Here is a 24,667-nt window from a genome sequence, read left to right on the forward strand (position 1 = left end):
TGGCTGATGCTGCGGCAACACCCAGCCCTCGAGCCGCCGGTAGTCGAGCCGCAGCATCAGCCAGAGGCAGCCGGCGCCGAGGAGCGCCCAGAAGAGCTGCTTCTTCAGAAAGAAGTACGGGTCGTTGAAGCGGTCGGCCGCGACGATCGCGCTCGCGGAGTAGACCATCACCACGCCGATCGAGAGCAGCACGATCGCCGCGCCGAAGAGCCACCCGTCGGGCGCGAGCTTTCTGGGCATGTCAGTCGAGGCGCTCCACCAGCTTCTTGAACACCTCTCCGCGGTGCTCGAAGTTCTCGAACTGGTCGAACGAGGCGCAAGCGGGCGAGAGGAGGACGACGTCGCCCGGCGCCGCGAGGCGCCGCGCCGCGTCCACCGCCGCCTCCAGCGACGGGCTCGCCGTCACCGGGATCGCCGCGGCGCCGAGGGCGGCGGCGAGCTTCGGCCCGTCCTCGCCGATGACGATCGCGTGCCGGACGCGCCCGCGCGCGGCGGCGGCGAGCGGCGCGAAGTCCTGGCCCTTCCCCTTGCCGCCCGCGATCAGCACGATCGGCTCGATGAAGCTCTCGAGGGCCTTGAGCGTCGAGGCGACGTTGGTGCCCTTCGAGTCGTTGTAATAATGGACGCCGTGGACGTCGCGCACCGGCTCGATCCGGTGCGCGACGCCGCGGAACTTGCCGATGCCGCGCCGGAGCGTGCCGGGCGCGATCCCCGCCCAGAGCGCGCACGCCGTGGCGGCCAGCACGTTCTCGACGTTGTGGGCGCCGCGCAGGACGACCTCGGCGACCGGGCAGATCTCCTCGACGTGGTCGTTGAGCCGCGCCGCGATCCAGCCGTCGCGCACGAAGACGCCGTGCTCGAGGGCACGCACCCGGCTGAACCAGACGACGTGGGCCCGCGTCCGGGGCGCGAGCGCGCGCGTCGGCTCGTCGTCGGCGTTGAGCACGGCGCAGTCGGCCGGCGTCTGGTTGGCGAAGATCCGGGCCTTGGCGTCCGCGTAGGCGGCGAACGTGCCGTGCCGGTCGAGGTGGTCGGGCGTCACGTTGAGCACCGCCGCGACGCGCGGGTGGAAGGCGGCGGTCGTCTCGAGCTGGAAGCTCGAGACCTCGCACACGGCGAGGCCGTCGGCCGGGAACGCGAGCGCGTGCGCGGCGAGCGGCGTGCCGATGTTGCCCGCCACGAGCACGGGGCGCGGCTGCTCCATGAGGAGCGCGCCGGTGAGCGCGGTCGTCGTCGTCTTACCGTTCGTGCCCGTGATCGCGAACGTCTCCGCCTCCATCGCGCGCCAGCCGAGCTCGAGCTCGCCGATCACCGGCACGCCGCGCGCCCGTGCCGCCGCGAGCGCCGGGTGGTCGACCGGCACGCCCGGGCTCACGACCACGACGTGCGCGCTGGCGCAGGCGTCGGCGGGCACGCCGCCCGTGAGGAGCCGCACGCCGATCCCCCTGAGCTCCGCCGCCTCTCGACCGAGCGCCTCGAGGGGCTTCGCGTCGGCGCCGATCACGTCGGCGCCGGCCGCGCGCAGGAGCCGCGCGGCCGCGACGCCGCTCCGCGCGAGCCCCACGACGGTCGCGCGGCGGCCCGCGAGCGAGTCGAGGTACGCCCGTCCCCGCGTCACCGTGTGGACCGCGTCGAGCATCCCGATCACGCGGCCCACTGTTGTCGCGGGGTCCGCGAGCCCGCCGTACGCTGTTGTCGCGGGGCCCGCGAGCCCGCGACACGCTGTTGGAGCGGGGTCCGCGAGGCCGCTGCACTCGCGGAGTGGCCTGAGCCAGACACGAAGTGGCTCCGCATCTTCCTTGTCACCTCAGCTTCAAAGTCGTGAGGGCCAGGAGGGCCAGCGCGAAGGACACGATCCAGAAGCGCACGACGATCTTCGGCTCCGCCCATCCGCTGAGCTCGTAGTGGTGGTGGAGCGGCGCCATGCGGAAGACGCGGCGCCCGGTGAGCTTGAAGCTCGCGACCTGGACGATCACCGAGATCGCCTCGACCACGTAGAGCCCGCCGATCAGCGGCAGGAGCAGCTCCGCCTTCGTGAGCACGGCGAGCATCCCGATCGCGGCGCCCAGCGCGAGCGAGCCCGCGTCCCCCATGAAGACCTCGGCCGGATGGCAGTTGAACCAGAGGAAGCCGACCGCCGCGCCGATGAGCGCGCCGCAGAAGACCGTGAGCTCGCCCGCGCCCTTGACGTTCAGGATCTTGAGGTAGTCCGCCGCCCGGAAGTTGCCGGTCAGGTACGCGATGACGCCGAAGGCGCCGCCGGCCATGATGACCGGGCCGATCGCCAGGCCGTCGAGGCCGTCCGTCAGGTTCACCGCGTTCGAGGCGCCCACGACCACCAGCGCCGCGAACGGGATCCACAGCAGGCCGAGGTCGAGGAGCCAGCCCTTGAAGAACGGGATCGCCAGCACCGGGAGCCATTGCGCGGGCGGCTGCCAGAAGACGATCTGCAGGAGCGCGCCGGTCAGGAGGAGTTGCGCGCCGAACTTCACGCGCATCGAGAGGCCCTTGCGCGTGCGGAGCTTCGTCACGTCGTCCCACACGCCGATGAGGCCGAAGCCGAGCGTCGTCAGCATCGCGACCAGGACGTAGCGGTTCCAGAGGTTCGCCCAGAGCAGCGTGGTCGCGAGGATCGCCGTGAGGATGAGGATCCCGCCCATCGTGGGCGTGCCCTTCTTCTCTCGGTGCCGCTCCGGCGTGTCCTCGCGGATCGTCTCGCCGCCGTGCTGCATCGCGCGCAGCCGCTGGATCAGCCACGGGCCGACCAGGAGCGAGATGACGACCGCCGTGATCAGCGCCATGAAGGACCGGAACGTCAGGTAGCGGAAGACGTTGAAGACGATGTGGTCCTTCGCGAGCGGCACGAGGAGGTGGTAAAGCATCCTCCCCCCTCATTCCCGGGCCAGGCGCGCGACGAGCGCGTCCACGACCCGCTCCAGGCGCATCCCCCGCGAGCCCTTGACCAGCACGAGGTCGCCGGGCGCCAGGCGCTTCAGGAGGTGCGCGACGGTGTCTTCGAACGTCGTGGCGTGGTGTGTGTCCGCGAGCCCCGCCGCACGCGCCGCCTCGACGGCGAAGAGCGCGTGGCGGCCGACGCCGACGAGCTCGTTGGCGCCGGCGGCGACGACGGCGCGCCCCGCCTCGCGGTGAGCCTCCTCCGTGATCGCGCCGAGCTCGAGCATGTCGCCGAGGACGACGACGAGGCGGCCGCCGGCACCGGCCCGGCGCGCACCGACGGTCTCGAGCGCGGCGCGGAGCGAGACCGGGTTCGCGTTGTACGTGTCGTCCAGGATCGCGACGTCGCCCGCGGCGCGCCAGACGCACCGGCCGGCGACGGGCCGCGCGTTCGCGAGGCCATGCGCGACCTCATCGAGCGTGAACCCGAGGGTCGTGCCGATCGCCGCGGCGGCGAGCGCGTTCGTGACGTTGTGGCGCCCCGCGAGCCCGAGCGTCACGGGCCGGCGCGCGCCGGCCACCTCGAGCGCGAACGTGACGCCGCGCGCGTCCTCGACGACGTCGCCCTCCGCGCGCACCTGGGCGGTCGCCGCCCGCCCGTACGTGATCACGCGCCCTTTCACGTCGCGCGCCATGCCGGCGACGCGCGGGTCGTCGGCGTTCAGCGCGACCCAGCCCTCGGGAGGGACCGCGCGGACGAGGGCGGCCTTCTCCTCGCGGACGCCGTCGAGCGAGCCGAGAAACTCCGTGTGCACCGCCGCGACGTTCGTCACCGCGCCGATCGTCGGCCGCGCGAGCCCGGCCAGGTACGCGATCTCGCCGGGCCGGTTGGTGCCGAGCTCCAGGACGAGCACCTCGTGCTCGGGGCCGAGCCGGAGCAGCGTGAGTGGCAGGCCCCACTGGTTGTTCAGGCTCCCCGCCGGCTTGAGCACGTTCCAGCGCGTGCCCAGGACGGCCGCGACGAGCTCCTTGGCCGTCGTCTTGCCGTTGGAGCCGGTGACGGCGACGACGGGCAGCGAGAACCGCGCGCGGTGATAGGCGGCGAGCAGGCCGAGCGAGCGCGTCGTGTCCTCGACGAGGACGAGCGGCACGCTCGCGGGCGTGTCGTCGTGGAGCGAATGGACGACGAGGCAGGAGGCGCCGCGCGACGCGGCGTCGGCGAGGAACGAGTGGCCGTCGAGCCGGTGACCGCGGATCGCGACGTAGGCCTCGCCCACCCCCAGCGTGCGCGAGTCGATCGAGACGCCCGACACGGGGACCGCGAGGTCGCCCGTCACCAGCGCTCCCTGGGTCGCGCGCACGATGTCCTGGACGGTGAATGGTGGCATGCGGTCTTCTATGACCTCGACCGGCGCTCCGACAGGATCGTCCGGGCGACTTCCCGGTCGTCGAACGGGAGCACTTCCGAGCCGACGATCTGGTACGTCTCGTGCCCTTTGCCCGCAATCACCACGGTATCACCACTTTTCGCCCAGTCCAGGGCGGCCCGGATCGCGAGCCGCCGGTCGGGCTCGGCCGTGTAGCGGCGCGCCGCGGCGGGGACCCGCAAGACGCCGGCGACGACCTCCTCGACGATCGCCTCGGGCGCCTCCGAGCGCGGGTTGTCGGAGGTCACCCACACGCGGTCCGTGAGCCGGGCGGCGATCTCGCCCATGATCGGCCGCTTGCCGCGGTCGCGGTCGCCGCCGCAACCGAAGACGACGCCGAGCCGGCCGCCCGTGAGCTTGCGCGCCGTCGTCAGGACGCGCTCGAGGGCGTCCGGCGTGTGGGCGTAGTCCACGACGACGAGGAACGGCTGCCCCGCCCGCACCTGCTCGAACCGCCCCGGGACCGTGCCCACCTCGGACAGGGCGCTTCCGATCGCGGGGAGCTCGAGCCCGAGCGCCAGGCCGGTCGCGACGGCGCCCAGGAGGTTCATGACGTTGTGCTCGCCGATCAGCGGCGACGTGAGCGCGAGCCGTCCGCACGGCGCCTGGACGGTCATCCGGATGCCGGCGAGCGACGACGCGTGCGCCACGGCGCGGACGTGGGCCCCCGGCCCGAGCCCGAAGGTGAGCACCGGCAGGTCGAGGCCGCGGACCATCGCTGCGCCCGAGGGGTCGTCGCCGTTCACCACGGCGCTCCGCGAGCGCTTTGGGGACGCCGCGAGGAGCTCGAAGAGCCGGCGCTTCGCGAGCCGGTAGGCGTCGAGCGTGCCGTGGAAGTCGAGGTGGTCCTGCGTGAGGTTCGTGAACACGACGACGTCGAAGGCGAGGCCGTCCACGCGCGAGAGCGCGAGCGCGTGCGAGGAGACTTCCATGGCGACGCCGCGGACGCCGCGCTCGCGCATGAGCGCGAGCATCCCCTGGAGCTCGAGGGCGTCGGGCGTCGTCTGGCCCGCGGGCCGCCGCTCCTCGCCGAGCACGTACTGGATCGTGCCGAGCACGCCGGTCGCGAGCCCGCGGGCGCGGAGCAGGGCCTCGACGAGGTACGAGGTCGTCGTCTTGCCGTTCGTCCCGGTGATCCCGACGAGCGTGAGCGCGCGCGACGGGTGGCCGTGCCAGGCGTCGGCCAAGCGCGCGAGCGACACGCGCGCGGCGGGCACGAGCACCTGCGCGACGGGCAGGTCGGGGACCGGCTCCCCCTCGGTGACGACGAGCGTCGCGCCGCGACGCACCGCCTCCGGGATGAAGCGGCGCGCGTCCTGCTTGAGCCCGGGAACGGCGACGAAGCAGGCGCCCGGCGCCACGCGGCGCGAGTCGTCGGTGAGCGACGACACCGACCGGGGCGGCTCACCCACCACGCGCCGGTCGGGCAGCGCGGCCAGGAGCTCGCTCAGCGGCATGGGGTCCCGGCGGGTGTCGCCATTCAACGCCTTCCCTCGGCCGTCAGCGTGAGCCGCGCGGTCGCGCCGGGCGCGACAGGCTGGCCCGGCCGCGGCGTCTGCTGGACCACGCGTCCCTGGCCCTCGATCTCGAGCTCGAGCCGGAGCGGCGCGAGCGCGGCGAGCGCGCTCCGGAGCGCCCGGCCCGTGAGGTCGGGCATCACGCGCCGCGCGCCCGGGTCCGCGGGCGGCACCGCGCCCACGAGCGTCACCGGCGCCGTCAGCGTGGCCTCGCCCCGGCCCTCGCCGGGGCCCGTCACGATCTGGAGCGGCTGGACGTCGCGCGGCGGTACCTCGAGGTGGCGCAGGACGTCCCGTCCGATCGCGGCGAAGATCGGCGCCGCGGCCTCGCTGCCCCACTGCGCCGTCCTCGGCTCGTCGAGCATGACGAGCATCACGACGCGCGGCTCGTCCGCCGGGGCGAAGCCGACGAACGAGAGGACGCCCGGCGCCCGCGAGTAGCGCCGCGTCGCCGGGTCGAGCTTCTGCGCGGTGCCGGTCTTCCCGGCGACCTCGTACCCGGCGATCGCCGCGTTGTGGCCGGTGCCCGCCTCGACGACCCGCACGAGGATCCGCGTCAGCGCGCGCGCGGTCTCGGGCGAGACGACCTGGCGCACCGCGCGCGGCTCGAAGCGCCGGGCCTCGCGCCCGTCGGCGTCGAAGGTCGCGCGCACGAGGCGAGGCTGCATGAGCGTGCCGCCGTTGGCGATCGCGCCGAACGCCGCGACCATCTGCAGCGCGGTCACGGAGACCTCCTGGCCGAGCGACATGGTCGGGAGCGAGAGGAGCGACCAGCGCTTCGGGTCCCGCAGCTGGCCCCGGCTCTCGCCGGGGAGCCCGACGCCCGTCGGCGCGCCGAAGCCGAAGGCGCTCATGTAGCGGTAGTAGCGCTCGCGGCCCAGCGCCAGGCCCACCTTGATGGACCCGACGTTCGACGAGTTCTGCAGCACCTCGCTGAACGTGAGCCAGCCGTACTTCTTCCAGTCGTGGATCGTCGTGCCCGCGAGCGTGATCGACCCGTTCTCGGCGTAGATCCGCTCGTCGGGCCGGACCACGCCCTCCTCCAGCGCGGCGGCGGCGAGGATCACCTTGAAGGTCGAGCCCGGCTCGAACGGGTCGGTGATCGCGCGGTTGCGCCACGCGTCCTTCGACGGCGCCTCGAGGAAGGTGTTCGGGTTGAACGTGGGCCGGATCGCCATCGCGAGCACGTCGCCCGTGCGTGGCTCGAGCACGACCGCCATCGCCGCCTTGGCGCCGGTGCGCCGGTACGCGGCGTCGATCTCGCGCTCGGCGATGTACTGGATCGTGCGGTCGATCGTCAGCATGACCCCGTGGCCCGGCTTGGGCGGCCGGAGCACATGCTGCGCCGTCACCTCGCGGCCGAGCGCGTCGCGGCCGACGACGGCCTTGCCCGGCGTGCCGGCGAGCTCCGCGTCAAGGGCGCGCTCGACGCCCTCGAGGCCGCCCTCGACGCCCTCGAAGCCGAGGACGTGGGCGGCGAGCTCGCGGCTCGGGTAGAGGCGCAGCGGCTCGGGCAGGAAGCCGAGCCCCGGCTCGCGGAGCGCGCGCACCTCGGCGGCGACCGCGGGCGGGAGCTTGCGCCGGAGCCACACGAAGGGGCGCGGGCTCGTCAGCGCCTGGCGCACCTCGGCCGGCGGCACGCCGATGACCGGCGACACGCGCGCCGCGACGCGCACCGGGTCCCCCACCGCGCGCGGCTGAACGAAGAGCGACTCCGTCGGCGTCGAGCTCGCGAGCGGGGTGCCGTGGCGGTCCACGATCGGGCCGCGCTGGGCGTGGAGGACGACGGTGCGCGAGTACTGGCGCTCGGCGAGCTGGGCGAGCTCGGCGCGTTTGACGACCTGCAGCCAGGCGAGGCGGCCCGTGAGGCCTCCGAACGCGACGGCGAGCAGCGCCGCGAGGATCAGGACCCGCGTCCGGAGGTCGGGTGAGGTCACTGTTGTAGCTGGAACCTCTGCCGCGCGCCCGTGCCGTCGGCGTCGACCGGGAGCGCGCCCGCCAGGGAGGCGGTGCGGCTCCGGATCCCGGCCAGCCCGGTGCTCCCGGCGACGTACTCGCGCGCCAGGCGGATCTGGTCGCGGCCGGGCGCCGTCATGCCGAGGTGCCGCGCCTGGGCCTCGAGGCGGGCCGGGGCGCGGAGCGTCGCCACCTCGATCTCGAGCTGGCGGACATTGGCCTCGCCGCGATCGAGCTGGCCGCGGAGCGCGTCGAGGCGGTAGGCCAGATGGACCTGCTGGACCCGCGCGCCGACCACCGCGAGGGCGCCGAGCACGAGCAGCGCCGAGCACGCGAGGCCGGCGAGGAAGAGCCGTCGCGCGCGCGGGTCCTGTTCACGGAAGAGTCGCTGTTGGTTCGTCACGTGAGCCGCTCCAGCACGCGCAGCTTCGCGCTCCTGGCGCGGGGGTTCGCCCGCACCTCGTCGTCCTTGGGGCCGAGGGGCGACGGCTCGAGTTCGGCGAAGCCCGCCGACTCCAGAGCCCGGAACGTTCGCTTCACGATGCGGTCTTCGCCCGAATGGAAGGAGATGACGCCGAGCCGGCCGCCCACGGCGAGCAGCCCGGGCGCGTCGTCGAGCGCCTCGCGCAGCGCGCCGGGCTCGTCGTTGACGGCCATGCGCAGCGCCTGGAAGGCGCGCGTCGCGACGTGGAGGTGCCTCGACCACGCGCGGCGGGGCACCGCGCGCTTGACGGCGGCGACGAGATCGCCCGCCGTCGCGAGCGGGCGGCCGCGGACGATCGCGCGCGCGATGCGCCGGGCGTGCGGCTCTCCGCCGTACTCGAAGATAATCCGCGCCAGCTCAGGCTCGGGGAGCCGGTTCACGAGCGTCGCCGCCGTCTCGCCTCGCGTCGGGTCGAGGCGCATGTCGAGCGGCTCGTCCTCGCGGAGGAAGGAGAAGCCGCGCGCCGACTCCTCGAGCTGGTACGACGACACGCCGAGGTCCAGGAGGATCGAGCGCGCGCCGGCGACGCCGTGAGCCTCCGCCACGCGCCGGACGTTCCGAAAGCTGTCGCGCGTCAGCCGCATGCGGTCGCCAAACCGCGCGAGCCGCGCGCGGGAGCGCGCGAGCGCCTCGGGATCCACGTCGAGCCCGAGCAGGCGCACGTCGGGCGCGCTCGACGCCAGGAGCGCCTCAGCGTGCCCGCCCATGCCCACCGTCCCGTCGATCATCCATCCTCCGCCACGCGGTCGCAGCAAGAACGCGACCTCGTCCACGAGCACCGGAACGTGAACCGCTACACTCCCAGGCCTGCCAGCTTGTCGAAGAGCGTCGACAGCTTCGACCGCCCCGTCCGCTGGTATTCGTCGAAGCGCGCGCGATCCCAGACCTCAAACTTCGGCAGCCCGCCGCCGACGAGCGTGACGTCCTTCTCGAGCCCGGCCTGCTGCCGGACGTCGGGCGGCAGGAGAATTCGGCCGGCCGCGTCGAGCGTCACGTCCTTCGCGAGCGAGAAGTACAAGCGGCTGATCTCGCGCACCTCGGCGCTGAACTGCGACTGCTCGCGCAGCTTCGTTTCCATGCGCTGCCATTCCTGCAGCGGATGCGCTTCCAGACATTCGCCGTCCGGTACGACGACGAGATTGCCGTCGTATTGCGCGAGCACCTCCCGGAACTTCGCCGGGATGCTCAAGCGCCCTTTCGGGTCGATCGAGTGCTGATAGCGCCCTCTGAACATGTATGTCTGTGGAGACGGGATGCCACTTCATCCCACTTTCTCCCACTTAGTGGGCGAGATTAGCGTCACACGCGAGGCCTGTCAAGGAAAAACGCATGATTTTTCAGGGTATTCCGCCTACCCACCGGGTGGGCGATATGTAGTGGCAGATCCCCCACTCCGCCCCACCGGATAGGGTTAGAGGGGTCGTTTCGGGCGGGTCAGCGGGGCTGGTAGTACGGCAGGGCTTCGGGCAGCCAGCCCTCGATCTGCCGGATCCGGGTCTCCTCAGCGGGGTGGGTCGAGAGGAATTCGGGTGGGCGCCCGGAACGCTTCGCGGCCTCGGCCATCCTCACCCAGAGGTCGCGCGCGGCGTGCGGATCATAGCCCGCCTTGGCCATGAAGATCAGGCCGAGATGGTCGGCCTCCGATTCCTGGGTCCGGCTCCAGGGCAAGATCAGCCCCACCGTCGCGCCGGCGCCGAGGAGCGCCGTCACCTGCTGGACCATCACCGGGTCGTTCCGCAAGAGGGCGACCTGGGTAGCGGCGAGGCCCACCTGGACGAGGAGCCCCTGACTCACCCGCTCGCCCCCATGGCGGGCGATCGCGTGGGAGACCTCGTGGCCGAGGACGGCGGCGAGCCCCGCGTCGTCCCGGGTGATGGGAAGGATCCCGGTGTAGACCGCCACCTTGCCCCCGGGCAGGCAGAAGGCGTTCGCCTGCTTGTCCTCGATGAGGTTGAATTCCCACTCGTAGTCCGTCCGGCCGGTCGCCTCCGCGATCCTCAGGCCGACCCGCCTGACCTGCTCCGTGGCGACGGGATCCGAGGACAGGCGTGACTTCTTGAGCACCTGCTGGTAGGACGTGAGCCCCATCTGGAGCTCCTGGCTCTCCGAGAGGAGGAGGAGCTGGTGCCTGCCCGTGACCGGGACGGTCGCACAGGCGGTTGCCGTGGCGAGGGCTGTCGCAACGAGTGCCGCGAGCCGCTTCATGGATCCGATCCATTCTACCGGTTGCGGAGGCGCACGCGGGTCCTGAGCGTCGTCGCGCCGTCGGCGCCCGGCTGACCGCCCACGGTCGTCAGCGTGATGACGACGGTCCTCACCTCGCCCGGCACGCTCGTGGGCCGGCCCGCCGAGTCGAGGTACTCGAGCAGCAGGCTCCGGACACCCTCGACGATCGGCTGGGCTCCCCCGCCCGCGTCGCGGCGCAGGACCGTTCCCGCCAGGTGCCACGTGATCGTCTCGCCGTCTCCGGCCGCCGTGCCGTCACCGTCCAGGTCGCCGTGGAGGACGACCCGGGCGGGCTCCGCGACCGAGATCGCGTCGAAGGCGCCGTCCCCCGCGCCGGCGCCCCTGAGCTCCCGCGCCAGGCGCTCGACCGCGATGCGCGCGCTCTGCTGCGACACGACCCGCGCCGCCCCGATCGCGTAGGCGCGCTGGACGTGGTCGAGGCCGGTGAAGAGCCCGGCGAGGGTGAGGCCCAGGAGGGCGAGGGTGACGAGGAGCTCGGCGAGGCTCACGCGGGCAGCGTCGCCGCCCCCGGCCCCCGCGTCAATGTCCAGGATTTCTGACGGCGCTGGGAGGCCTCAGGGCTGGCGGACGACCGTCCAGCCGCGCGTGTGGACCTCGGCTTCCTCGAGCGAGCGGCCGCGCCGGCCGAACCGCCGCCGCTCGGACGCGGGTGGCTCCTCCCGCTGGCGCCGCTTCAGGACCCGGCGATCGAGGATGACCTCCACGCTCTTCTCGTTCGCCAGCACCTGGCGCAGGGTGTCGTACAGCTCCCGCCGCTCCTGCGACACGATGAACAAGAGCCGCTCCATCGAATGGCCTCCTCCACCTTTCGCTCGCACTACTCTAGCCGAGCGGGGGACGGTGCTGCGCCCAGGGGTGCCTGCGCTCGAACGCCGCCGAGGCGCGCAGGACGGTGGCGTCGTCGAACCGGCGGCCGACGATCTGCAGGCCCACCGGCAGGCCGTCTCGCGTGAACCCGCACGGCACCGAGGCCGCGGGCTGACCCGTCATGTTGAACGGGTACGTGAACGGGATCCAGCCGTACGGGGGCACCGCCTTGCCGGCGATTTCCGTCGGGTTGTCGAGCCCGATCGCGAAGGGCGGGCACGCGATCGTCGGCGTGAGGAGCAGGTCGTATTTCTCGAAGAGCCGCCGCGGGTGTTCCCACCACGCGAGCCGGTCGAACCAGGCCTGCACGTACGTCGTCGGCGGGTTCTTCAGCGTGTTCTCGATGATCCGGTAGAGCCCGGGATCGATCTCGCTCTTGCGGTCGAGGTACGGCGCCATCCGCGTGGCGATGCCGCCGCAGAAGATCTCGCTCCAGCACCGGTACGGCGACGGCCACCCCGGCTTGACGGCCTCGACGCGGCAGCCGAGCTCGCCGAACGCTTTCGCGGCCGCGGCGCAGAGGTCGCGCACCTCGGGATCCACGGTATCGGCGAAGCCGAGGTCGTCGCTCCAGGCGACGCGCAGTCCCTTCACGCCGCCGGCGAGCGCCTTCACGTAGTCCACGCGCGCCGCCGGCAGCGAGGTCTGGTCGCGCTCGTCCGGCCCCGCGGCGACCTGCAGCATCAGCGCGGCGTCGGCGACGGTGCGCGTCATGGGACCGATGTGCGAGAGGCTCCACGCGCCGCTCGCCGGATACGCGGGGATCCGCCCGAACGAGGCCTTGAGCCCGTAGATCCCCGCGAACGACGCCGGGATGCGGATCGAGCCGCCGCCGTCGGTGCCGACGTGGAGCGGGCCCAGACCCGCCGCGGCGGCCGCGGAGGCGCCGCCGCTCGAGCCGCCCGGCGTGCGGTCGAGGTTCCATGGGTTCCGCGTCGGGCCGAAGAGGAGGTTGTGCGTGGCGCCGATCCAGCCGAACGTCGGCGTGTTGGTCTTGCCGAGCATGATCGCGCCCGCCGCCTTCAGGCGCTGGACCATGGGCGCGTCCTCGGCCGGCACGTTGTCGCGGTAGAGCGGCGTGCCGAAGGTCGTGCGCACCCCCTTGGTGATCACGAGGTCCTTCACCGAAAAGGGCACGCCGTGGAGCGGGCCGAGCTTCGCCCCCTTCTTCGCGAGGGCGCGCTCGGCGGCCTTCGCGTCGCGGCGCGCCTGGTCCGCGGTCAGCGTGACGAAGGCGTTGAGCTTGGGATTGAGCCGCTCGATGCGGTCGAGGACCGCGTCCACGACCTCGACCGGCGACACCTTCTTCCTCCGGATCAGCGCCGCCAGCTCGGTCGCCGGCATCCAGCAGAGCTGCGCGTCGGGCATATCAGGCTCCTCTCAGTCTCGGGTCGAGCACGTCGCGGAGGGCGTCGCCGAGGAGGTTCGAGCCGAACACCGCGAGGCTGATCGCGACGCCGGGGAAGAGCACCAGGTGCGGCGCCTTCTGCGCGTACTCGGTCGCGGAGACCGAGAGCATCCGGCCCCACGAGGGATAGGGCTCCGGCACGCCGAGGCTCAGGAAGGAGAGCGTCGCCTCGACGAGGATCGCGCTGCCGAGCTGGGCCGTGCAGAGGACGATGAACGGCCCCACCGTGTTCGGCAGGATGTGGCGGAAGGCGATGCGGAGGTGGCGGACGCCCAGCGCGCGCGCCGCCTCGACGTACTGCATCTCGCGGATCGAGAGCACGCTCGACCGGATCACGCGGGCCGCCCGCGGGATGATCGGGACCGAGATCGCGATGACCACGTTCTGCACCGACGGGCCGAGCGCCGCCGAGACGACCATCGCCAGCACGAGCAGCGGGAGCCCCTGGAGGATGTCGAGGAAGCGCTGCGTGAGGAGATCGGTCTTGCCGCCGACGTAGCCCGAGAGCAGGCCGACGATCCCGCCGAGCACCGAGCCGAGGAGCGTCGAGGCGAGGCCCACGATGAGCGAGACGCGCGCGCCGTGGACGATCCGCGAGTAGATGTCCCGCCCCAGATGGTCGGTCCCGAACCAGTGCTCGCCCGTGGGCGCCCCGAGCGTGTACGCCGCGTCGGTCGAGATCGGATCGTGCGTCTGGAGAACGTCGGCGAAGAGGGCGGTCACCACCATCACCAGCATGAGCACGCCGCCCGCGGCGCCGAGCGGTTTCTTCCGGAAGAAGCGCCCGAGCGCGGTCCACGCGCCGCCGCGCGCGCGGGGCTCGGCGCCGACGGCGAGCTCGGCGGGCCTAACCGCTACCATAGCGGACTCTCGGATCCAGGACGCCGTACAGCATGTCCACGGCGAGGTTTGCCAGGATCACCACGATCGCGATGAACATCACGAGGGTCTGGACGATCGGGTAGTCGCGCCAGAGGATCGCGTCCACGAGGAAGCGGGCGACGCCCGGGAGGTTGAACACGCGCTCGGTGACGACCAGGCCCCCGATGAGAAACGCGAACTCGATCCCGATCACGGTGATCACCGGCAGCATCGCGTTCTTGAGGGCGTGGCGCCAGATGACGACGCGGCGGGTCTGGCCCTTGGCCCACGCCGTGCGGATGTAGTCCTCGCGCAGCACCTCGAGGAGCGCGGAGCGCGTGATGCGCATGATCAGCGCCGAGGAGCGATAGCCCACGGCGAGCGCGGGCAGCAGGAACTGCACCGCGTGGAGCCGCCAGTTCTCCGCCGGCGAGACGTAGGTGAGCGGCGGGATCCACCGCAGCCAGGTCACGAGCGCCAGGATGATGACCATGCCGAGCCAGAAGGCGGGCATCGAGAGCCCCGCGAGACTCAGCACGCGCAGCACGTAGTCCAGCGTGGTGTCCTGCCGGACGGCGCTGATCACGCCCGTCGGCACGCCGAGGACCACGGCGACGAGGATCGAGAGCGCCGCCAGCTCGATCGTCACCGGCAGGAGCGGCCGGATGATCTGCCAGGCGGGAAGGTCGTAGCGGTACGACTTGCCGAGGTCGAAGGTGACGATCTGCCGGAGCCAGTCCACGTACTGGACCCAGTACGGGCGGTCGATCCCGAGCTCCTTCATGATGGCCTGCTTCTCGGACGGGCTCACGTACCCGGCCGTCGAGAACAGGATGTCCACGATGTCGCCGGGCGCCAGGCGCAAGAGGACGAAGATCACGATCGACATGCCCAGCAGCGTCAGCACGGCGATCGCGAGGCGCTGCGCGAGATACGTCTTCACGCGTGGGACCTCGAGCGCAGCGCGGGGGCGTCGGACGCTCCCCTCGGGCCGGACACGGTCACCGCCGGGCTCTTACCTGTCGCTCCACACTTCCTGCATCCGCCCGAAGTTGTAGATCGACTGGTGCGGGATCAGGTTCTTCACGTGCGGCCACACGGTGAAGTAGTCGAGCTTCCAGTCCAGGATGGGCCGGGCGGCGTCGGCCTCGAGCTTCTTCTGGATCGCGTAGTTGAGCGCGAGCCGCTTCCTCGCGTCCAGCTCCTGGGACTGCGCGTCGATCAGCTTCATGACCTCCTCGCTGCAGTACTGGCTGTAGTTGCGCGGGGAGCCGCACGCGTAGTTCTCGTAGTAGTTCGCGTCGGGGTCGTCGGGTCCGATGCCCGTGAGGTTCGCCCCGATCTGGTAGTCGCCGCGCGTCGCCATGGGGTGCCACTGGGCGGTCTCGATCTGCTTGAGCGTCGCCTCGATGCCGATCTGCTTCAGCTCGTTGATGACGAACGACGCCATGTCCACGTAGATCGCGATCGCGCGCGTGACGATCTCGACCCGCAGCGGCTTCTCGGGCGTGTAGCCCAGCTCGGCCATGAGCTGCTTGGCCTTCGCCTTCTCGTCGGCGGGCTTCGCCGCGTACCCGGGCAGGCCGAGCAGGTCCTTCTCGGCGAGCCCCCAGAAGCCCCAGGGCCGGGGCGCGAGCGAGGCGCCGACGACCGCGCCCCCCTGGTGGACCGCGCCGACGAGCGCGCGCCGGTCGATCGCGTGGCCCACGGCCAGCCGCACCTTCACGCTGTCGAAGGGGGGCTTCTTGACGTTCATGATGATGTTGTCGCTGACGTTCTGATTGAACGGCGTGATCACGAGCTGGGGGACGGCCTTCTTGAGCTGCTCGGCCGCGGTCTTCGTGGTCTCGCCGGGGAACGAGACGTCGAGCTTGCCGGCCTGGAGCGCCCCCTGGCGCGTGCCGCGCTCGACGATGACGAAGTACTTGAGCCCGTCGAGGTAGGGGCGTCCCTTGACGAAGTAGTCGGGGTTCCGCACGAACTCGACGAACTCGCCCTTCCGCCACTCCTTGACCTTGAAGGGCCCGGTGCCGACACAGCCCGTGCGGTAGCTCGCCGGCGGCAGGTGCGCGGCGTAGACGGGCGAGTAGCCCGACGCCAGCATCAGCAGCAGCGAGGGCTGCGGCTTCTTCAGGCGGAAGACGACCGTGTAGGCGTCCGGTGCCTCGACCGCCTCGACGTTCGCGTACCAGTCCTTGCGCGGGTTGATCCGCAGCTTCGCCGGCGCGTCCGGGGTCTCGCGGAGCATGTCGAAGGTGAACTTGACGTCCTTCGAGGTGAACGGGTGGCCGTCGTGCCACTTCACGCCCTTGCGGAGGAAGAACACGAGGTTCCGGAAGTGGTCCTGCCACGACCACTTCTCGGCCAGCTCGCCGATGATCGTGTCCACGCTCTCGGTCTTCTTGAGCGGGTCGAAGAGCACGAGGTTGTTGAAACAGGGCATCGCGGGCCAGACCGTCGAGATCGTCGCCGTCTCGTGGATGGCGAAGCCTTGCGCCAGGTCCTCGCGCAGCATCATGTTGAGCACCCCGCCCGACTTCGGTGTCTGGCTTGTGGCGGGCGCGGTGAGCGCGACGACGACCGGGACGAGCACGCTGAGAACCGCGGCGACGCGGCGACGTATCATGCATGACCTCCAGTCGAATTGGGCGAACGGCGCGCAGAGTGTACGTGAAAACGCCCGCAGCGACAACTCACGCGAGCAGCCGGATCAGCAGATGCATACCGTAGAGGAGGCCGCCGGCGAGCCCTCCCACGACGGTGCCGTTGACCCGGATGAACTGGAGGTCATCCCCCGCGTGCTCCTCGATCAGGCGCACCGCGCCCTCCGGCCCGAGGGCGAGCACGCCCTTCTCGATGAACTCCGCCAGCCGGCCGTGGTGGCGCTCGACGGCCTCGAGCACCCGCCCCTTCGCCCAGCGCGCGATCTCGTCCCGGAGGCCGGCGTCGTCCGCGAGGGCGCGCCGGGCGCGCTCGAGGCGCGCGGCGACCCAGGCGACGACGTCCGAGCGCGGACGCCCGAGGTCGGCCGCGAGCGCCCGGTGGAGCGCCGCGGCCGCGTCCTCGAGCGCCCGCGCGGCGCCGGGCGCCTCGAGCAGGTCGCGCTTGGCCGTCTCCACCCGCAGGGCGAGAGCGGCGTCCGCGCGGAGCCGTCCGGGCAGCGCCGCCAGCGCCTCGCGCAATCGCTCGCGAACCGGATGCGCCGGATCGGCGGCGACCTGCCGGAGGCCGGCGTGGAGGGCGGCGACGACGCGCTCGCGGTCGATCAGGCCGAGGAGGCTCGCGAGCCCCATCCAGAAGCGCGGGTACGCGCCCATCCGCTCGCGGTAGCGCGCGAGCAGATCGTCCACGACCTCGCCGACGACCTCGCGGAACGCGGGCCGCTCGAGCGCCTCGGCGAGGGCCCGGGCGAGCGCGGCGATCGCGCGGTCGTCCCACCCGCGACGCCGCGCCGCCTCGAGCACCCCGGCGAGCATCGGGGCCGCGGGGCGCCGCAGCAGCGCGTCGCGCAGGTGCCGCGCGAGCTCGCCGGCCGCGTGGGGCGAGAGCTCGCCCGCGAGCCAGCGGGCGAGCGCGCGCGTGGCGGCCTCGAGGTCGCTCGGCGCGACGCGCTCGACCCCGCGCGCGATGAGCCCCGCGAGGTCCACGCGCGCGATCTCCTGCGCCACGTACTCGCGCGTGAGGACGCGGCTGCCGACCATGGTGCCGACGCGCTCCGCCATGAGCTCCCAGTTGGCGGGGATCAGCCCCGTGTGGGGGATCGGCAGGCCGAGCGGGCGGCGGAAGATGGCGGTGACGGCGAACCAGTCGGCGAGGCCGCCGACGATGCCGGCCTCGGCGATCGCCAGGATCCAGCCGCCCCACCACGTGGCGCGGAGCGGGAAGGCGGCGACGGCGAGCGCGGCGGCGGCCGCGAGGGCGCCCGCCGCGAGCCGCCGCCGGCGCCGCGGCGCGGCCGTCACGGCAGCAAGAAGTCGAGCATGAGCTCGGTGATGTTCGGCCCCCACGGCACCGTGTTCGTGCCGCGCGGGTCACCCCCGCTCCACGCGTGCCCGAGGTTCGGCACGAGCCACGTCTCGAGCACGGGGCGCTCCTGCGCGTCGCGGTAGCGCGCGTGGAGGGCGCCGTCGCGGCGCTCGGTCACGCCGGAGGTCATGCCGGTCACGCGCGCGAACATGGTCTCGAGCGCCGTGAGGTTCGCCGGGGCGACGAAGGTGTCGCCGGCACCGTGCCAGAGCGAGGCGCGCATCGCGAGCGTCCGCCGCCCGGTGACCCCGAGGCAGGCGGCGGCCGCGGCCGCGCCGTCGAGTCCCCGACCGCGCATGCAGGCGACCGCGCCGTCCCAGCCGAGCCCGCAGCGATAGGGCCCGCCCGCGACGACGCCGACCCCCGACACCACGTCGGGCGCGGCGCAGAGGAGGTTCACCGCCATGAAGCCTCCCGCCGACAGGCCGAGCGCCACGACGCGGCCCGGTGCCACCGGGTGGGCGCGCCCGACCTCCGCCACGAGCGCCAGGACCTCGGCGACCTCACCGCCGCTTCGGCCCTGGTGGGCGCGCTCGAACCAGTTCCAGCAGCGGCTCGCGTTGTCGCGCGGGCGCTGCGCGGGGTAGAGCACCTGCAGCCCGCGCCGCTCCGCCGCGGCGTTGAGCCGCGTGCCGACGGCGAAGTCCTCCGGCGTCTGGAAGCAGCCGTGGAGCGCGACGACGAGCGGGAGCCGCTCGGCGGCGGGGCGCGCCGGCGTGTAGAGGCGGTAGGCGCGGTCGCCCAAGACGCCCTGCGTGAAGGCGCGCTCGTCGGCCGCGTGCGCCGCGGCCGCGAGCAGCAGGAGGGCGGCCGCGCCGATCAGCGGGAGGCGACGGGCCATGTCACGGCCCTCACCGGAGGCGCCGGCGGGACGGCAGGAGCACACGACTCCGCTTCACGTCCCAGACGCCGCGCGGCGAGAGCCGCACCGCGGGCAGGAAGTCGGCCGCGAGGAAGAAGCAGCTGAACAGCGGGTCGTGGAACGCGTGGCCGCGCGTCGCGAGCGCCCGCTGGAGCTCCTCCTCCCGCGCGGCGGCGTCCTCGAGCGAGCCGCGGGTCATGATGCCGCCGAGCGGCAGCGCGAGCTCGTACGCCACCTCACGCCCCTCGACCAGGACGACGCCGCCGTGGACGTCGAGAAGGCGGTTCACCGCGCGCGCCATCGCCTCGGGGCGCAGGCCCAGGACGAGGATGTTGAAGTCCGTCGTGATCGTCGCCGCGAAGCCGTCGAGCCGCTCGGCGAAGCCCGCGACGACGCCGGGCGCGACCCAGCGCCCGCCGCGGTCCACGAGCGCGGCGTGGAGATCACCCGGGGCGAGGGCGCGCTCCTCGAGCCGGCTGATGACGGCGCTCACGAGCCTGATCACCGGATAACGGTCGCGCGCCGGGAGCGCGAAGTCGGCGGCCCGCGCGCGCCACCGCACCGTGAGCCGGGCCTCGGGCGACGTGAAGACGCGGCGCCACCGGGGCTCCGGGAGGCGCGCGAGCAGCCGCCCGCGGTCGGCGGCGAGCCCGCCGCGCGCGACGACGGCGACGGGGCGCGGCTCGGCCAGGTCCTCGAGCAGGCAGATGTCCGCGTACCGCCCCGGCGCGATGCCGCCGAGCTCGCCGTCGAGCCCCCAGTAGGTGGCGGGATTCAGCGTCGCCATGCGGTAGGCGTCCACCGGCGCCACGCCGCGCGCGAGCGCGACGCGCAGCAGGTGGTCCACGAAGCCGTGGGCGCGCATGAACGCCGGCATCGAGCCGTCGGCCGTGAGCATGAGGCGCGAGGCCAGCGCGGGCGCCGCCTTGAGCGCGTCCAGGAGCCCCGCGAGGTCGGGCCGCAGCGAGGACTCGCGCAGCATCACCGCGATCCCCTGCCGCGCGCGCTCGAGGACCTCGCGAGCGGTGATCGGCTCGTGGTCGGAGGTGAAGCCGGCCGCGGCGATCGCCGCCACCTTCTCGCCCGACGCACCCGCGGTGTGGCCTTCGACGCGCGGGAGGCGCCGGTGCGCGAGGGCCAGACGGCGCAGGAGGTCGGGGCTCCCGCCCCATGCGTCGGGCCAGCGCGTGACCTCGCCGACGGCGACGGCGCGCGGGTGGGCCAGCGCGCGCGAGAGATCGCGGAGCGGATAGCGGCGCGCCTCGTCCGTCGTGCGCGACTGGGCGTGGGGGCGGATCATCCAGTAGAACTTGAGCGGCGAGGGCGCGAGCGCGTCGGCGATCGCGCGAAAGGCACGGAGGCCGCCGAGCTCCCAGAACTGGAGCGTGTCGGCGAAGACGCTCGTCGTGCCGAGCGGCAGGACGAAGCGCGCGAGCGCCGACGGCGTCGTGACGTGCGCGGGGTGGACGTGCGGGTCGATGTAGCCCGGGACGAGGATCCGGCCCGAGGCGTCGAGGATCCGGGTCCGCGCGCCCACCATGTCCTCGCGCGGGCCGACGTACGCGACGCGCTCGCCGCGGACGGCGACGCCGGCCGGGTAGAGCTCGCCCGTGTAGACGTTGAGCAGCGTGCCGCCGCGGACGTAAAGGTCGGCGGGCGCCTGCCCGCGCGCGACGGCGGTGAGCCCGCGCCGCTCCGCGATGTTCATCCCCGGGGATTATAGACGCTACAATCGGCCCGTGAGCGAGGCGATCGTCGTCGCAGACTCGGTCCGGGTGCCCGCGCACGCGCTGGCGGTGCGCGCCGTGCGCGCGTCGGGGCCGGGCGGTCAGAACGTGAACAAGGTGGCGACGAAGGTGGAGCTGCGCGTCGATCTCGCCGCGATCGAGGGGCTCGGCGCGGCGGCGCGCGCGCGGCTCGTCTTGCTGGCCCGCCGGCGGCTCGACGCCGAGGGGCGGCTCGTCGTCACGAGCCAGGCCACGCGCAACCAGGCGAGGAACGTCGAGGACGCGCGCGAGAAGGTGCGCGCGCTCGTGGCCGCGGCGCTCCGTGAGCCGCGGCCGCGGCGCGCGTCCGGGCCCCCCGCGGCGGCGCGGGAGCGGCGGCTCGAGGGGAAGAAGCGCCGCGCGGCGCTCAAGCGGGCGCGGACGCGCCTCGACGACTGAAGTGCGAGCCGCAGCACGGCCTGGGGCTGGGGCCCCAGCGTGCGAGGCCAGCCTACAACCGGGTCAGCGCTTCGGCGCGCGGCTGCGGCGGTAGGCGGCGGTCCCGGCCCGGACGCCGGCGCGCACGCCGAGCGCGATCAGCCGCGCCTCGCTCACGGCCTTCCGCACCTTCGGCTCGAGCGTGCGCACGGTCCGCTCGAGGGTGACGCGCGTCTTCCGCTCGAGACGCTTCGCGCGCCGCTGCGCCTGGCCGCTGGCCTTCTTGGCCTGCGTCTTGAGCGCCCGGAGCTGCTTCTGGAGGGCGTTCAGCCGACTCTCGAGACTCATCGTCAGGCCTCCCCTGGAGCCACGTCAGAATCCGAGAGCCCGAACCTCGTCCCGGAAACGCCGGACGTTCCGCAGCTTGATCTCCTCGTAGCCGCGGATCACGTCGGGCAGGTTGGCGAGCTTCACCGCGCGCTCGTAGCTCTCGGGAGAGAGGCTGACGAGCGCCTTCTCGACGAGGGCACGGTACTCGCCGACGAGCTGCCGCTCGACGCGGCGCACCTCGGCGCGGCCGAAGGGGTCGAGCGCCGTGCCGCGCAGGCCGCGCAGGGCGAGGAGGAGCCGGAAGGCCCCGTCGAACCACCGGCCGAGCTTGAGCTTGCGCTTCATGCCCAGCGCGCGGAGGAGCGGCGGGTGGAGGTTGTACTGGAGCCGGACGCCCCCGGGGAACTCGGCCGCCAGGGCCTTGGCGACGTCGTTCTGGAGATGCAGGCGCGCCACCTCGTACTCGTCCTTGTAGGCCATGAGCTTGAAGAGGTGGCGCGCGACGCCCTCGCCGAGCCGCGTCTCGCCGCCGATCGCGGCCCGCTCGGCCTCGCGTACGCGCCGGACGAACTCCACGTACTGCCGCGCGTAGGCCGCGTCCTGGTAGGCGACGAGCTCGGGCACGCGGATCTCGAGGAGCCGTCGGAGCTCGCCCGAGGCGCCGGCCGCGTCCACGAGCCCGCGCGCCTCCGCGGTGAGCTCGGGAGCGACCCGGACCGCCCCCACCCGCTGGCGCTTGAGCGTCGCGACCCACGCGGGGTCGGCGACGAGCAGCCGGCCGACCCTGAACGCCTGCGTGTTCATCGGCACGGAGACGCCGTTCAGCACGATCGCCTCCTCGATCGCCGCCGCGGCGACCGGGATGGCGCCGGCCTGGTAGGCGGCGCCCAGCACGATCATGTTGGCCGCCATGTGGTCGTCGAAGAGCGTCTCGGCGAGGCCGAGCGCGTCGAGGAAGACGTTCTCGTCCTTGCGGGTGAAGCGGTTCAGCGAGGTGACGAGCCCGTTCGCCTCCGGGAACTCGACGTCGGTGTGAGTCACCATGGCGCCGGTGGGCACCTGGCTCGTCGAGACCACGGCGATCGTCTTCTCGGGCCGCGCGTGGTCGAGGTTCTGCGGGGACGTCGCCACGAGGATGTCGAAGCCGAGGTAGCAGTCCGCCTCGCCCGCCGCGACCTTGTTCGCGACCTCGGGCGCGCGCTCGAAGATCTTGAGATGCGAGACCACCGGACCGCCCTTCTGGCTGAGCCCGGTCTGATCGAGGCCGCGGATGTGCTTGCCGTCGAGGAGCGCGGCGGTGCCGAGGATCTGGTTGACGGTCACCACGCCCGTGCCGCCGATGCCCATCATGAAGATGTTGGCGTCGCGGGGGACGCGCAGCGCGGGCTCGGGCAGCGCGCGCTCCACCGTGAAGATCTTCCGCTCCTTCTTCCGGGGCTCCCCGAGCGGGATCACCGTGAGGAAGGACGGGCAGTCGCCATCGAGGCATGAGTAATCCTTGTTGCAAGACGATTGATGGATCTGCGTCTTCCGCCCAAATTCGGTTTCAACTGGGTGGACGGACAAGCAGTTGCTTTTTACCCCGCAGTCGCCGCAGCCTTCACAGACCGCTTCGTTGATGAACACGCGCATCGCGGGGTCCGGGAGCTTGCCGCGCTTGCGCAGCCTGCGCTTCTCGGCGGCGCACCGCTGGTCGTAGACGAGCGCGGTGACGCCGGGGATCTCGCGCAGGAGGATCTGGACCTCGTCGAGTCGGTCCCGGTGCCAGACCTCGACGCCGGGCGCCCACTGGGCGTCCCGCCCGTACTTGTCGGGCTCGTCGGTCATCACGATGATCCGCTTGACCCCCTCGGCCTGCAGCGAGCGCGTCAGGTCGGGCACGGGGATGGCGCCGGCCGCGTCCTGGCCGCCCGTCATCGCGACGGCGGAGTTGTAGAGGATCTTGTAGGTGATGTTGACGTTGGCGGCGACCGCCTGGCGGACCGCGAGCGAGCCCGAGTGGAAGTAGGTCCCGTCGCCGAGGTTCTGGAAGATGTGGGGGGTCTCGGTGAACGGGGCCATGCCGACCCACTGGACGCCTTCCCCGCCCATGTGGGTGAGTCCCATCGTCCGCCGGTCCATGAGGAGCGCCATGCCGTGGCAGCCGATGCCGGCGCTGGCGATCGAGCCCTCCGGCAGGACCGTCGAGCGGTTATGCGGGCACCCGGAGCAGAAGTAGGGCTGGCGCGCCAGCGTGAGCGGCGCGGGACGCTGGCGGAGCGCCTCGAGCAGCGCGACGCGCGCCGTGATCGAGTCGAGATGGACCCGGCGCTCGAGCCGCGCCGCGACGATCTGCGCGACGCGGTCGGCGTCGAGCTCCGCGTCGGCGGGGACGAGCGGCCGCCCGTCGAGGTCGTACTTGCCGGTGACGCGCGGGCGCTCGGCCTGGTTGTAGAGGATGTCGCGGATGAAGAGCTCGCAGAACGCGCGCTTCTCCTCGATCACCAGCAGCTCCTCGAGGCCGCGCGCGAGTTCGCGGACGATGCCCGGCTCCATCGGGAAGAGCATCCCGATCTTCATGAGGCGCACGCCGTGGCGCCGGAGCGCCGCGTCGTCGAGGCCGAGCTCGCGGAGCGCCTCGCGGAGGTCGTAGTAGGTCTTGCCCGCGGCCGCGATGCCGAGCCAGGCGTCCGGCGTGTCGAGCGTGATCCGGTTCAGCCGGTTCGCCGCCGCGAAGGCCTTCGCCGCCTCGAGCCGGCCATAGTGGATCTCGCGCTCCGTGTCGAGCCCCCACGGCGGCATGAGCAGGGGGTTCTGGCGCTGCTGCCAGGAACGCCCATCGTACATGAACCCCGGATCCACGCTGACGACACGATCGGGAGCCACCTCGGCCGTGCCGATCTCGTCGGCGACGTTGGTCACGATTTTCACGCCCACCCAGAGGCCGGAGTAGCGCGAGAGCTCGAAGCCGAGCCGGCCGAGGTCGAGGATCTCCTGGATCGTGCCGGGGAAGATCACGGGGAAGAGGGCGTCGTAGAACGCCACCTCCGAGTGCGACGGGATCGTGGACGACTTCGAGAGCGGGTCGTCGCCGCCGAGCGCCAGCACCCCGCCGTAGCGCGACACGCCCGCGAAGTTGGCGTGCTTGAAGATGTCGCCCGAGCGGTCCACGCCCGGGCCCTTGCCGTACCACATGCCGAGCACGCCGTCGTACTTCGGCCGCGGGAAGAGGTTGGCGAGCTGGCTCCCGTAGATCGCGGTGGCGCCGAGATCCTCGTTGAGGCCCGAGATGAACACGACGTTGTGCTCGCGGAGGAGGTCGGGGTTGCGCTCGAGCGTCAGGTCGAGGCCGCCGAGGGGCGAGCCGCGGTAGCCCGAGATCAGCGTCGCGGTGTTGAGGCCGCGCCGCCGGTCGGCGCGGTGCTGGTCGAGGGGTAGCCTGACGAGGGCTTGGATGCCGGAGAGGAAGATGACACCCTCTTCCTGGCGGTACTTGGCGTCCAGGGTGAAGTCGCGCTTGATCGCCATGATCCCCCTCGTCGGGTGGAGACGCGTTCGTGTTCCGGCGCACGCGCCGCTGACGACGACGCGCACAGCCCGTATGATACGGGGGCGCCCGGATGGGCGCAAATCCCCCGCGCGGCCCGGCGGTGCCTTGACCCCG

At 72.7% G+C, this 24,667-nt stretch carries 22 protein-coding genes; 1 reads left to right on the top strand and 21 read right to left on the bottom strand.

Features of this window, described 5'->3' with window-relative positions; genetic code table 11:
* The 19 genes from VKG64_03990 to VKG64_04080 form a co-directional block, all read right to left on the bottom strand.
* A partial coding sequence (locus VKG64_03990) for an FtsW/RodA/SpoVE family cell cycle protein (protein ID HKB24194.1) occupies positions 1-240 on the bottom strand: 240 nt, incomplete at its 3' end.
* Position 241: 1 nt separating this feature from the next.
* A complete protein-coding gene (gene murD / locus VKG64_03995; GenBank protein ID HKB24195.1) occupies positions 242-1,639 on the bottom strand; it encodes a UDP-N-acetylmuramoyl-L-alanine--D-glutamate ligase in 1,398 nt (465 codons plus the stop codon).
* Positions 1,640-1,802: 163 nt separating this feature from the next.
* Positions 1,803-2,882 carry a phospho-N-acetylmuramoyl-pentapeptide-transferase gene (mraY, locus tag VKG64_04000; GenBank protein HKB24196.1) on the bottom strand — a complete coding sequence of 360 codons (1,080 nt, stop codon included), beginning with the start codon at positions 2,880-2,882 and terminating at the stop codon, positions 1,803-1,805.
* Positions 2,883-2,891: 9 nt separating this feature from the next.
* Positions 2,892-4,283, bottom strand: a complete 1,392-nt coding sequence (gene murF / locus VKG64_04005; GenBank protein HKB24197.1) for a UDP-N-acetylmuramoyl-tripeptide--D-alanyl-D-alanine ligase — start codon at positions 4,281-4,283, stop codon at positions 2,892-2,894.
* Between the two features lie 8 nt (positions 4,284-4,291).
* Positions 4,292-5,779, bottom strand: coding sequence for a UDP-N-acetylmuramoyl-L-alanyl-D-glutamate--2,6-diaminopimelate ligase (locus VKG64_04010; GenBank protein ID HKB24198.1), 1,488 nt, complete (start codon positions 5,777-5,779; stop codon positions 4,292-4,294).
* A 23-nt stretch (positions 5,780-5,802) separates the two neighbouring features.
* The gene (locus VKG64_04015; protein ID HKB24199.1) at positions 5,803-7,776 is read right to left on the bottom strand and encodes a penicillin-binding transpeptidase domain-containing protein; all 1,974 of its coding nucleotides are present in this window, start codon (positions 7,774-7,776) and stop codon (positions 5,803-5,805) included.
* Positions 7,773-8,198, bottom strand: a complete 426-nt coding sequence (locus VKG64_04020; protein ID HKB24200.1) for a hypothetical protein — start codon at positions 8,196-8,198, stop codon at positions 7,773-7,775. The genes VKG64_04015 and VKG64_04020 overlap by 4 nt, the downstream gene beginning before the upstream one ends.
* Positions 8,195-9,058, bottom strand: coding sequence for a 16S rRNA (cytosine(1402)-N(4))-methyltransferase RsmH (rsmH, locus tag VKG64_04025; GenBank protein HKB24201.1), 864 nt, complete (start codon positions 9,056-9,058; stop codon positions 8,195-8,197). The genes VKG64_04020 and rsmH overlap by 4 nt, the downstream gene beginning before the upstream one ends.
* Before the next feature lie 14 nt (positions 9,059-9,072).
* Positions 9,073-9,513, bottom strand: a complete 441-nt coding sequence (gene mraZ / locus VKG64_04030; protein HKB24202.1) for a division/cell wall cluster transcriptional repressor MraZ — start codon at positions 9,511-9,513, stop codon at positions 9,073-9,075.
* A gap of 200 nt (positions 9,514-9,713) precedes the next feature.
* Positions 9,714-10,484 (bottom strand): M48 family metallopeptidase, encoded by a 771-nt coding sequence (locus tag VKG64_04035; GenBank protein HKB24203.1) that lies wholly within the window; start codon positions 10,482-10,484, stop codon positions 9,714-9,716.
* A gap of 14 nt (positions 10,485-10,498) precedes the next feature.
* A complete protein-coding gene (locus VKG64_04040) occupies positions 10,499-11,014 on the bottom strand; it encodes a hypothetical protein (GenBank protein HKB24204.1) in 516 nt (171 codons plus the stop codon).
* Positions 11,015-11,080: 66 nt separating this feature from the next.
* Entirely contained in the window at positions 11,081-11,314 is a 234-nt protein-coding gene (locus VKG64_04045) for a hypothetical protein (GenBank protein ID HKB24205.1), read from the bottom strand.
* Between the two features lie 34 nt (positions 11,315-11,348).
* Complete coding sequence (locus VKG64_04050) at positions 11,349-12,761, bottom strand: amidase (protein HKB24206.1); 1,413 nt, start codon at positions 12,759-12,761, stop codon at positions 11,349-11,351.
* Between the two features lies 1 nt (position 12,762).
* Positions 12,763-13,662, bottom strand: a complete 900-nt coding sequence (locus VKG64_04055) for an ABC transporter permease (protein ID HKB24207.1) — start codon at positions 13,660-13,662, stop codon at positions 12,763-12,765.
* Positions 13,649-14,605: an ABC transporter permease gene (locus VKG64_04060; GenBank protein HKB24208.1), complete on the bottom strand. Its 957-nt coding sequence runs from the start codon at positions 14,603-14,605 to the stop codon at positions 13,649-13,651. The genes VKG64_04055 and VKG64_04060 overlap by 14 nt, the downstream gene beginning before the upstream one ends.
* Positions 14,606-14,677: 72 nt before the next feature.
* On the bottom strand, positions 14,678-16,288 hold the full coding sequence (locus tag VKG64_04065) for an ABC transporter substrate-binding protein (GenBank protein ID HKB24209.1): 1,611 nt from the start codon (positions 16,286-16,288) through the stop codon (positions 14,678-14,680).
* A gap of 67 nt (positions 16,289-16,355) precedes the next feature.
* Positions 16,356-17,624 carry a DUF445 domain-containing protein gene (locus tag VKG64_04070; GenBank protein ID HKB24210.1) on the bottom strand — a complete coding sequence of 423 codons (1,269 nt, stop codon included), beginning with the start codon at positions 17,622-17,624 and terminating at the stop codon, positions 16,356-16,358.
* Positions 17,621-18,529 carry a PHB depolymerase family esterase gene (locus VKG64_04075; protein HKB24211.1) on the bottom strand — a complete coding sequence of 303 codons (909 nt, stop codon included), beginning with the start codon at positions 18,527-18,529 and terminating at the stop codon, positions 17,621-17,623. The genes VKG64_04070 and VKG64_04075 overlap by 4 nt, the downstream gene beginning before the upstream one ends.
* Before the next feature lie 10 nt (positions 18,530-18,539).
* The gene (locus VKG64_04080; GenBank protein ID HKB24212.1) at positions 18,540-20,258 is read right to left on the bottom strand and encodes an adenine deaminase C-terminal domain-containing protein; all 1,719 of its coding nucleotides are present in this window, start codon (positions 20,256-20,258) and stop codon (positions 18,540-18,542) included.
* Between the two features lie 31 nt (positions 20,259-20,289).
* Between VKG64_04080 and arfB the strand changes: the two genes are divergently transcribed.
* Positions 20,290-20,715 (top strand): alternative ribosome rescue aminoacyl-tRNA hydrolase ArfB, encoded by a 426-nt coding sequence (gene arfB, locus VKG64_04085; GenBank protein HKB24213.1) that lies wholly within the window; start codon positions 20,290-20,292, stop codon positions 20,713-20,715.
* Positions 20,716-20,778: 63 nt separating this feature from the next.
* Here the strand turns inward: arfB and VKG64_04090 are convergent, their stop codons facing one another.
* Together VKG64_04090 and VKG64_04095 are read right to left on the bottom strand one after the other, a co-directional pair.
* Positions 20,779-21,042 (bottom strand): hypothetical protein, encoded by a 264-nt coding sequence (locus VKG64_04090; protein ID HKB24214.1) that lies wholly within the window; start codon positions 21,040-21,042, stop codon positions 20,779-20,781.
* Between the two features lie 24 nt (positions 21,043-21,066).
* Positions 21,067-24,531, bottom strand: a complete 3,465-nt coding sequence (locus tag VKG64_04095) for an indolepyruvate ferredoxin oxidoreductase family protein (protein ID HKB24215.1) — start codon at positions 24,529-24,531, stop codon at positions 21,067-21,069.
* Positions 24,532-24,667 lie beyond the last annotated feature (136 nt).

The sequence above is a fragment of the Candidatus Methylomirabilota bacterium genome (genome assembly GCA_035260325.1).
In the GTDB taxonomy this organism is placed as follows: domain Bacteria; phylum Methylomirabilota; class Methylomirabilia; order Rokubacteriales; family CSP1-6; genus AR19.

Bases quoted from the DNA above. Each gene is read 5' to 3' on its own strand.
- murD (HKB24195.1), bottom strand. From the start codon at position 1,639: ATGCTCGACGCGGTCCACACGGTGACGCGGGGACGGGCGTACCTCGAC.
- mraY (HKB24196.1), bottom strand. From the start codon at position 2,882: ATGCTTTACCACCTCCTCGTGCCGCTCGCGAAGGACCACATCGTCTTC.
- murF (HKB24197.1), bottom strand. From the start codon at position 4,283: ATGCCACCATTCACCGTCCAGGACATCGTGCGCGCGACCCAGGGAGCG.
- VKG64_04010 (HKB24198.1), bottom strand. From the start codon at position 5,779: ATGCCGCTGAGCGAGCTCCTGGCCGCGCTGCCCGACCGGCGCGTGGTG.
- mraZ (HKB24202.1), bottom strand. From the start codon at position 9,513: ATGTTCAGAGGGCGCTATCAGCACTCGATCGACCCGAAAGGGCGCTTG.
- VKG64_04035 (HKB24203.1), bottom strand. From the start codon at position 10,484: ATGAAGCGGCTCGCGGCACTCGTTGCGACAGCCCTCGCCACGGCAACC.
- VKG64_04045 (HKB24205.1), bottom strand. From the start codon at position 11,314: ATGGAGCGGCTCTTGTTCATCGTGTCGCAGGAGCGGCGGGAGCTGTAC.
- VKG64_04050 (HKB24206.1), bottom strand. From the start codon at position 12,761: ATGCCCGACGCGCAGCTCTGCTGGATGCCGGCGACCGAGCTGGCGGCG.
- VKG64_04055 (HKB24207.1), bottom strand. From the start codon at position 13,662: ATGGTAGCGGTTAGGCCCGCCGAGCTCGCCGTCGGCGCCGAGCCCCGC.
- VKG64_04065 (HKB24209.1), bottom strand. From the start codon at position 16,288: ATGATACGTCGCCGCGTCGCCGCGGTTCTCAGCGTGCTCGTCCCGGTC.
- VKG64_04075 (HKB24211.1), bottom strand. From the start codon at position 18,529: ATGGCCCGTCGCCTCCCGCTGATCGGCGCGGCCGCCCTCCTGCTGCTC.
- VKG64_04080 (HKB24212.1), bottom strand. From the start codon at position 20,258: ATGAACATCGCGGAGCGGCGCGGGCTCACCGCCGTCGCGCGCGGGCAG.
- VKG64_04090 (HKB24214.1), bottom strand. From the start codon at position 21,042: ATGAGTCTCGAGAGTCGGCTGAACGCCCTCCAGAAGCAGCTCCGGGCG.
- VKG64_04095 (HKB24215.1), bottom strand. From the start codon at position 24,531: ATGGCGATCAAGCGCGACTTCACCCTGGACGCCAAGTACCGCCAGGAA.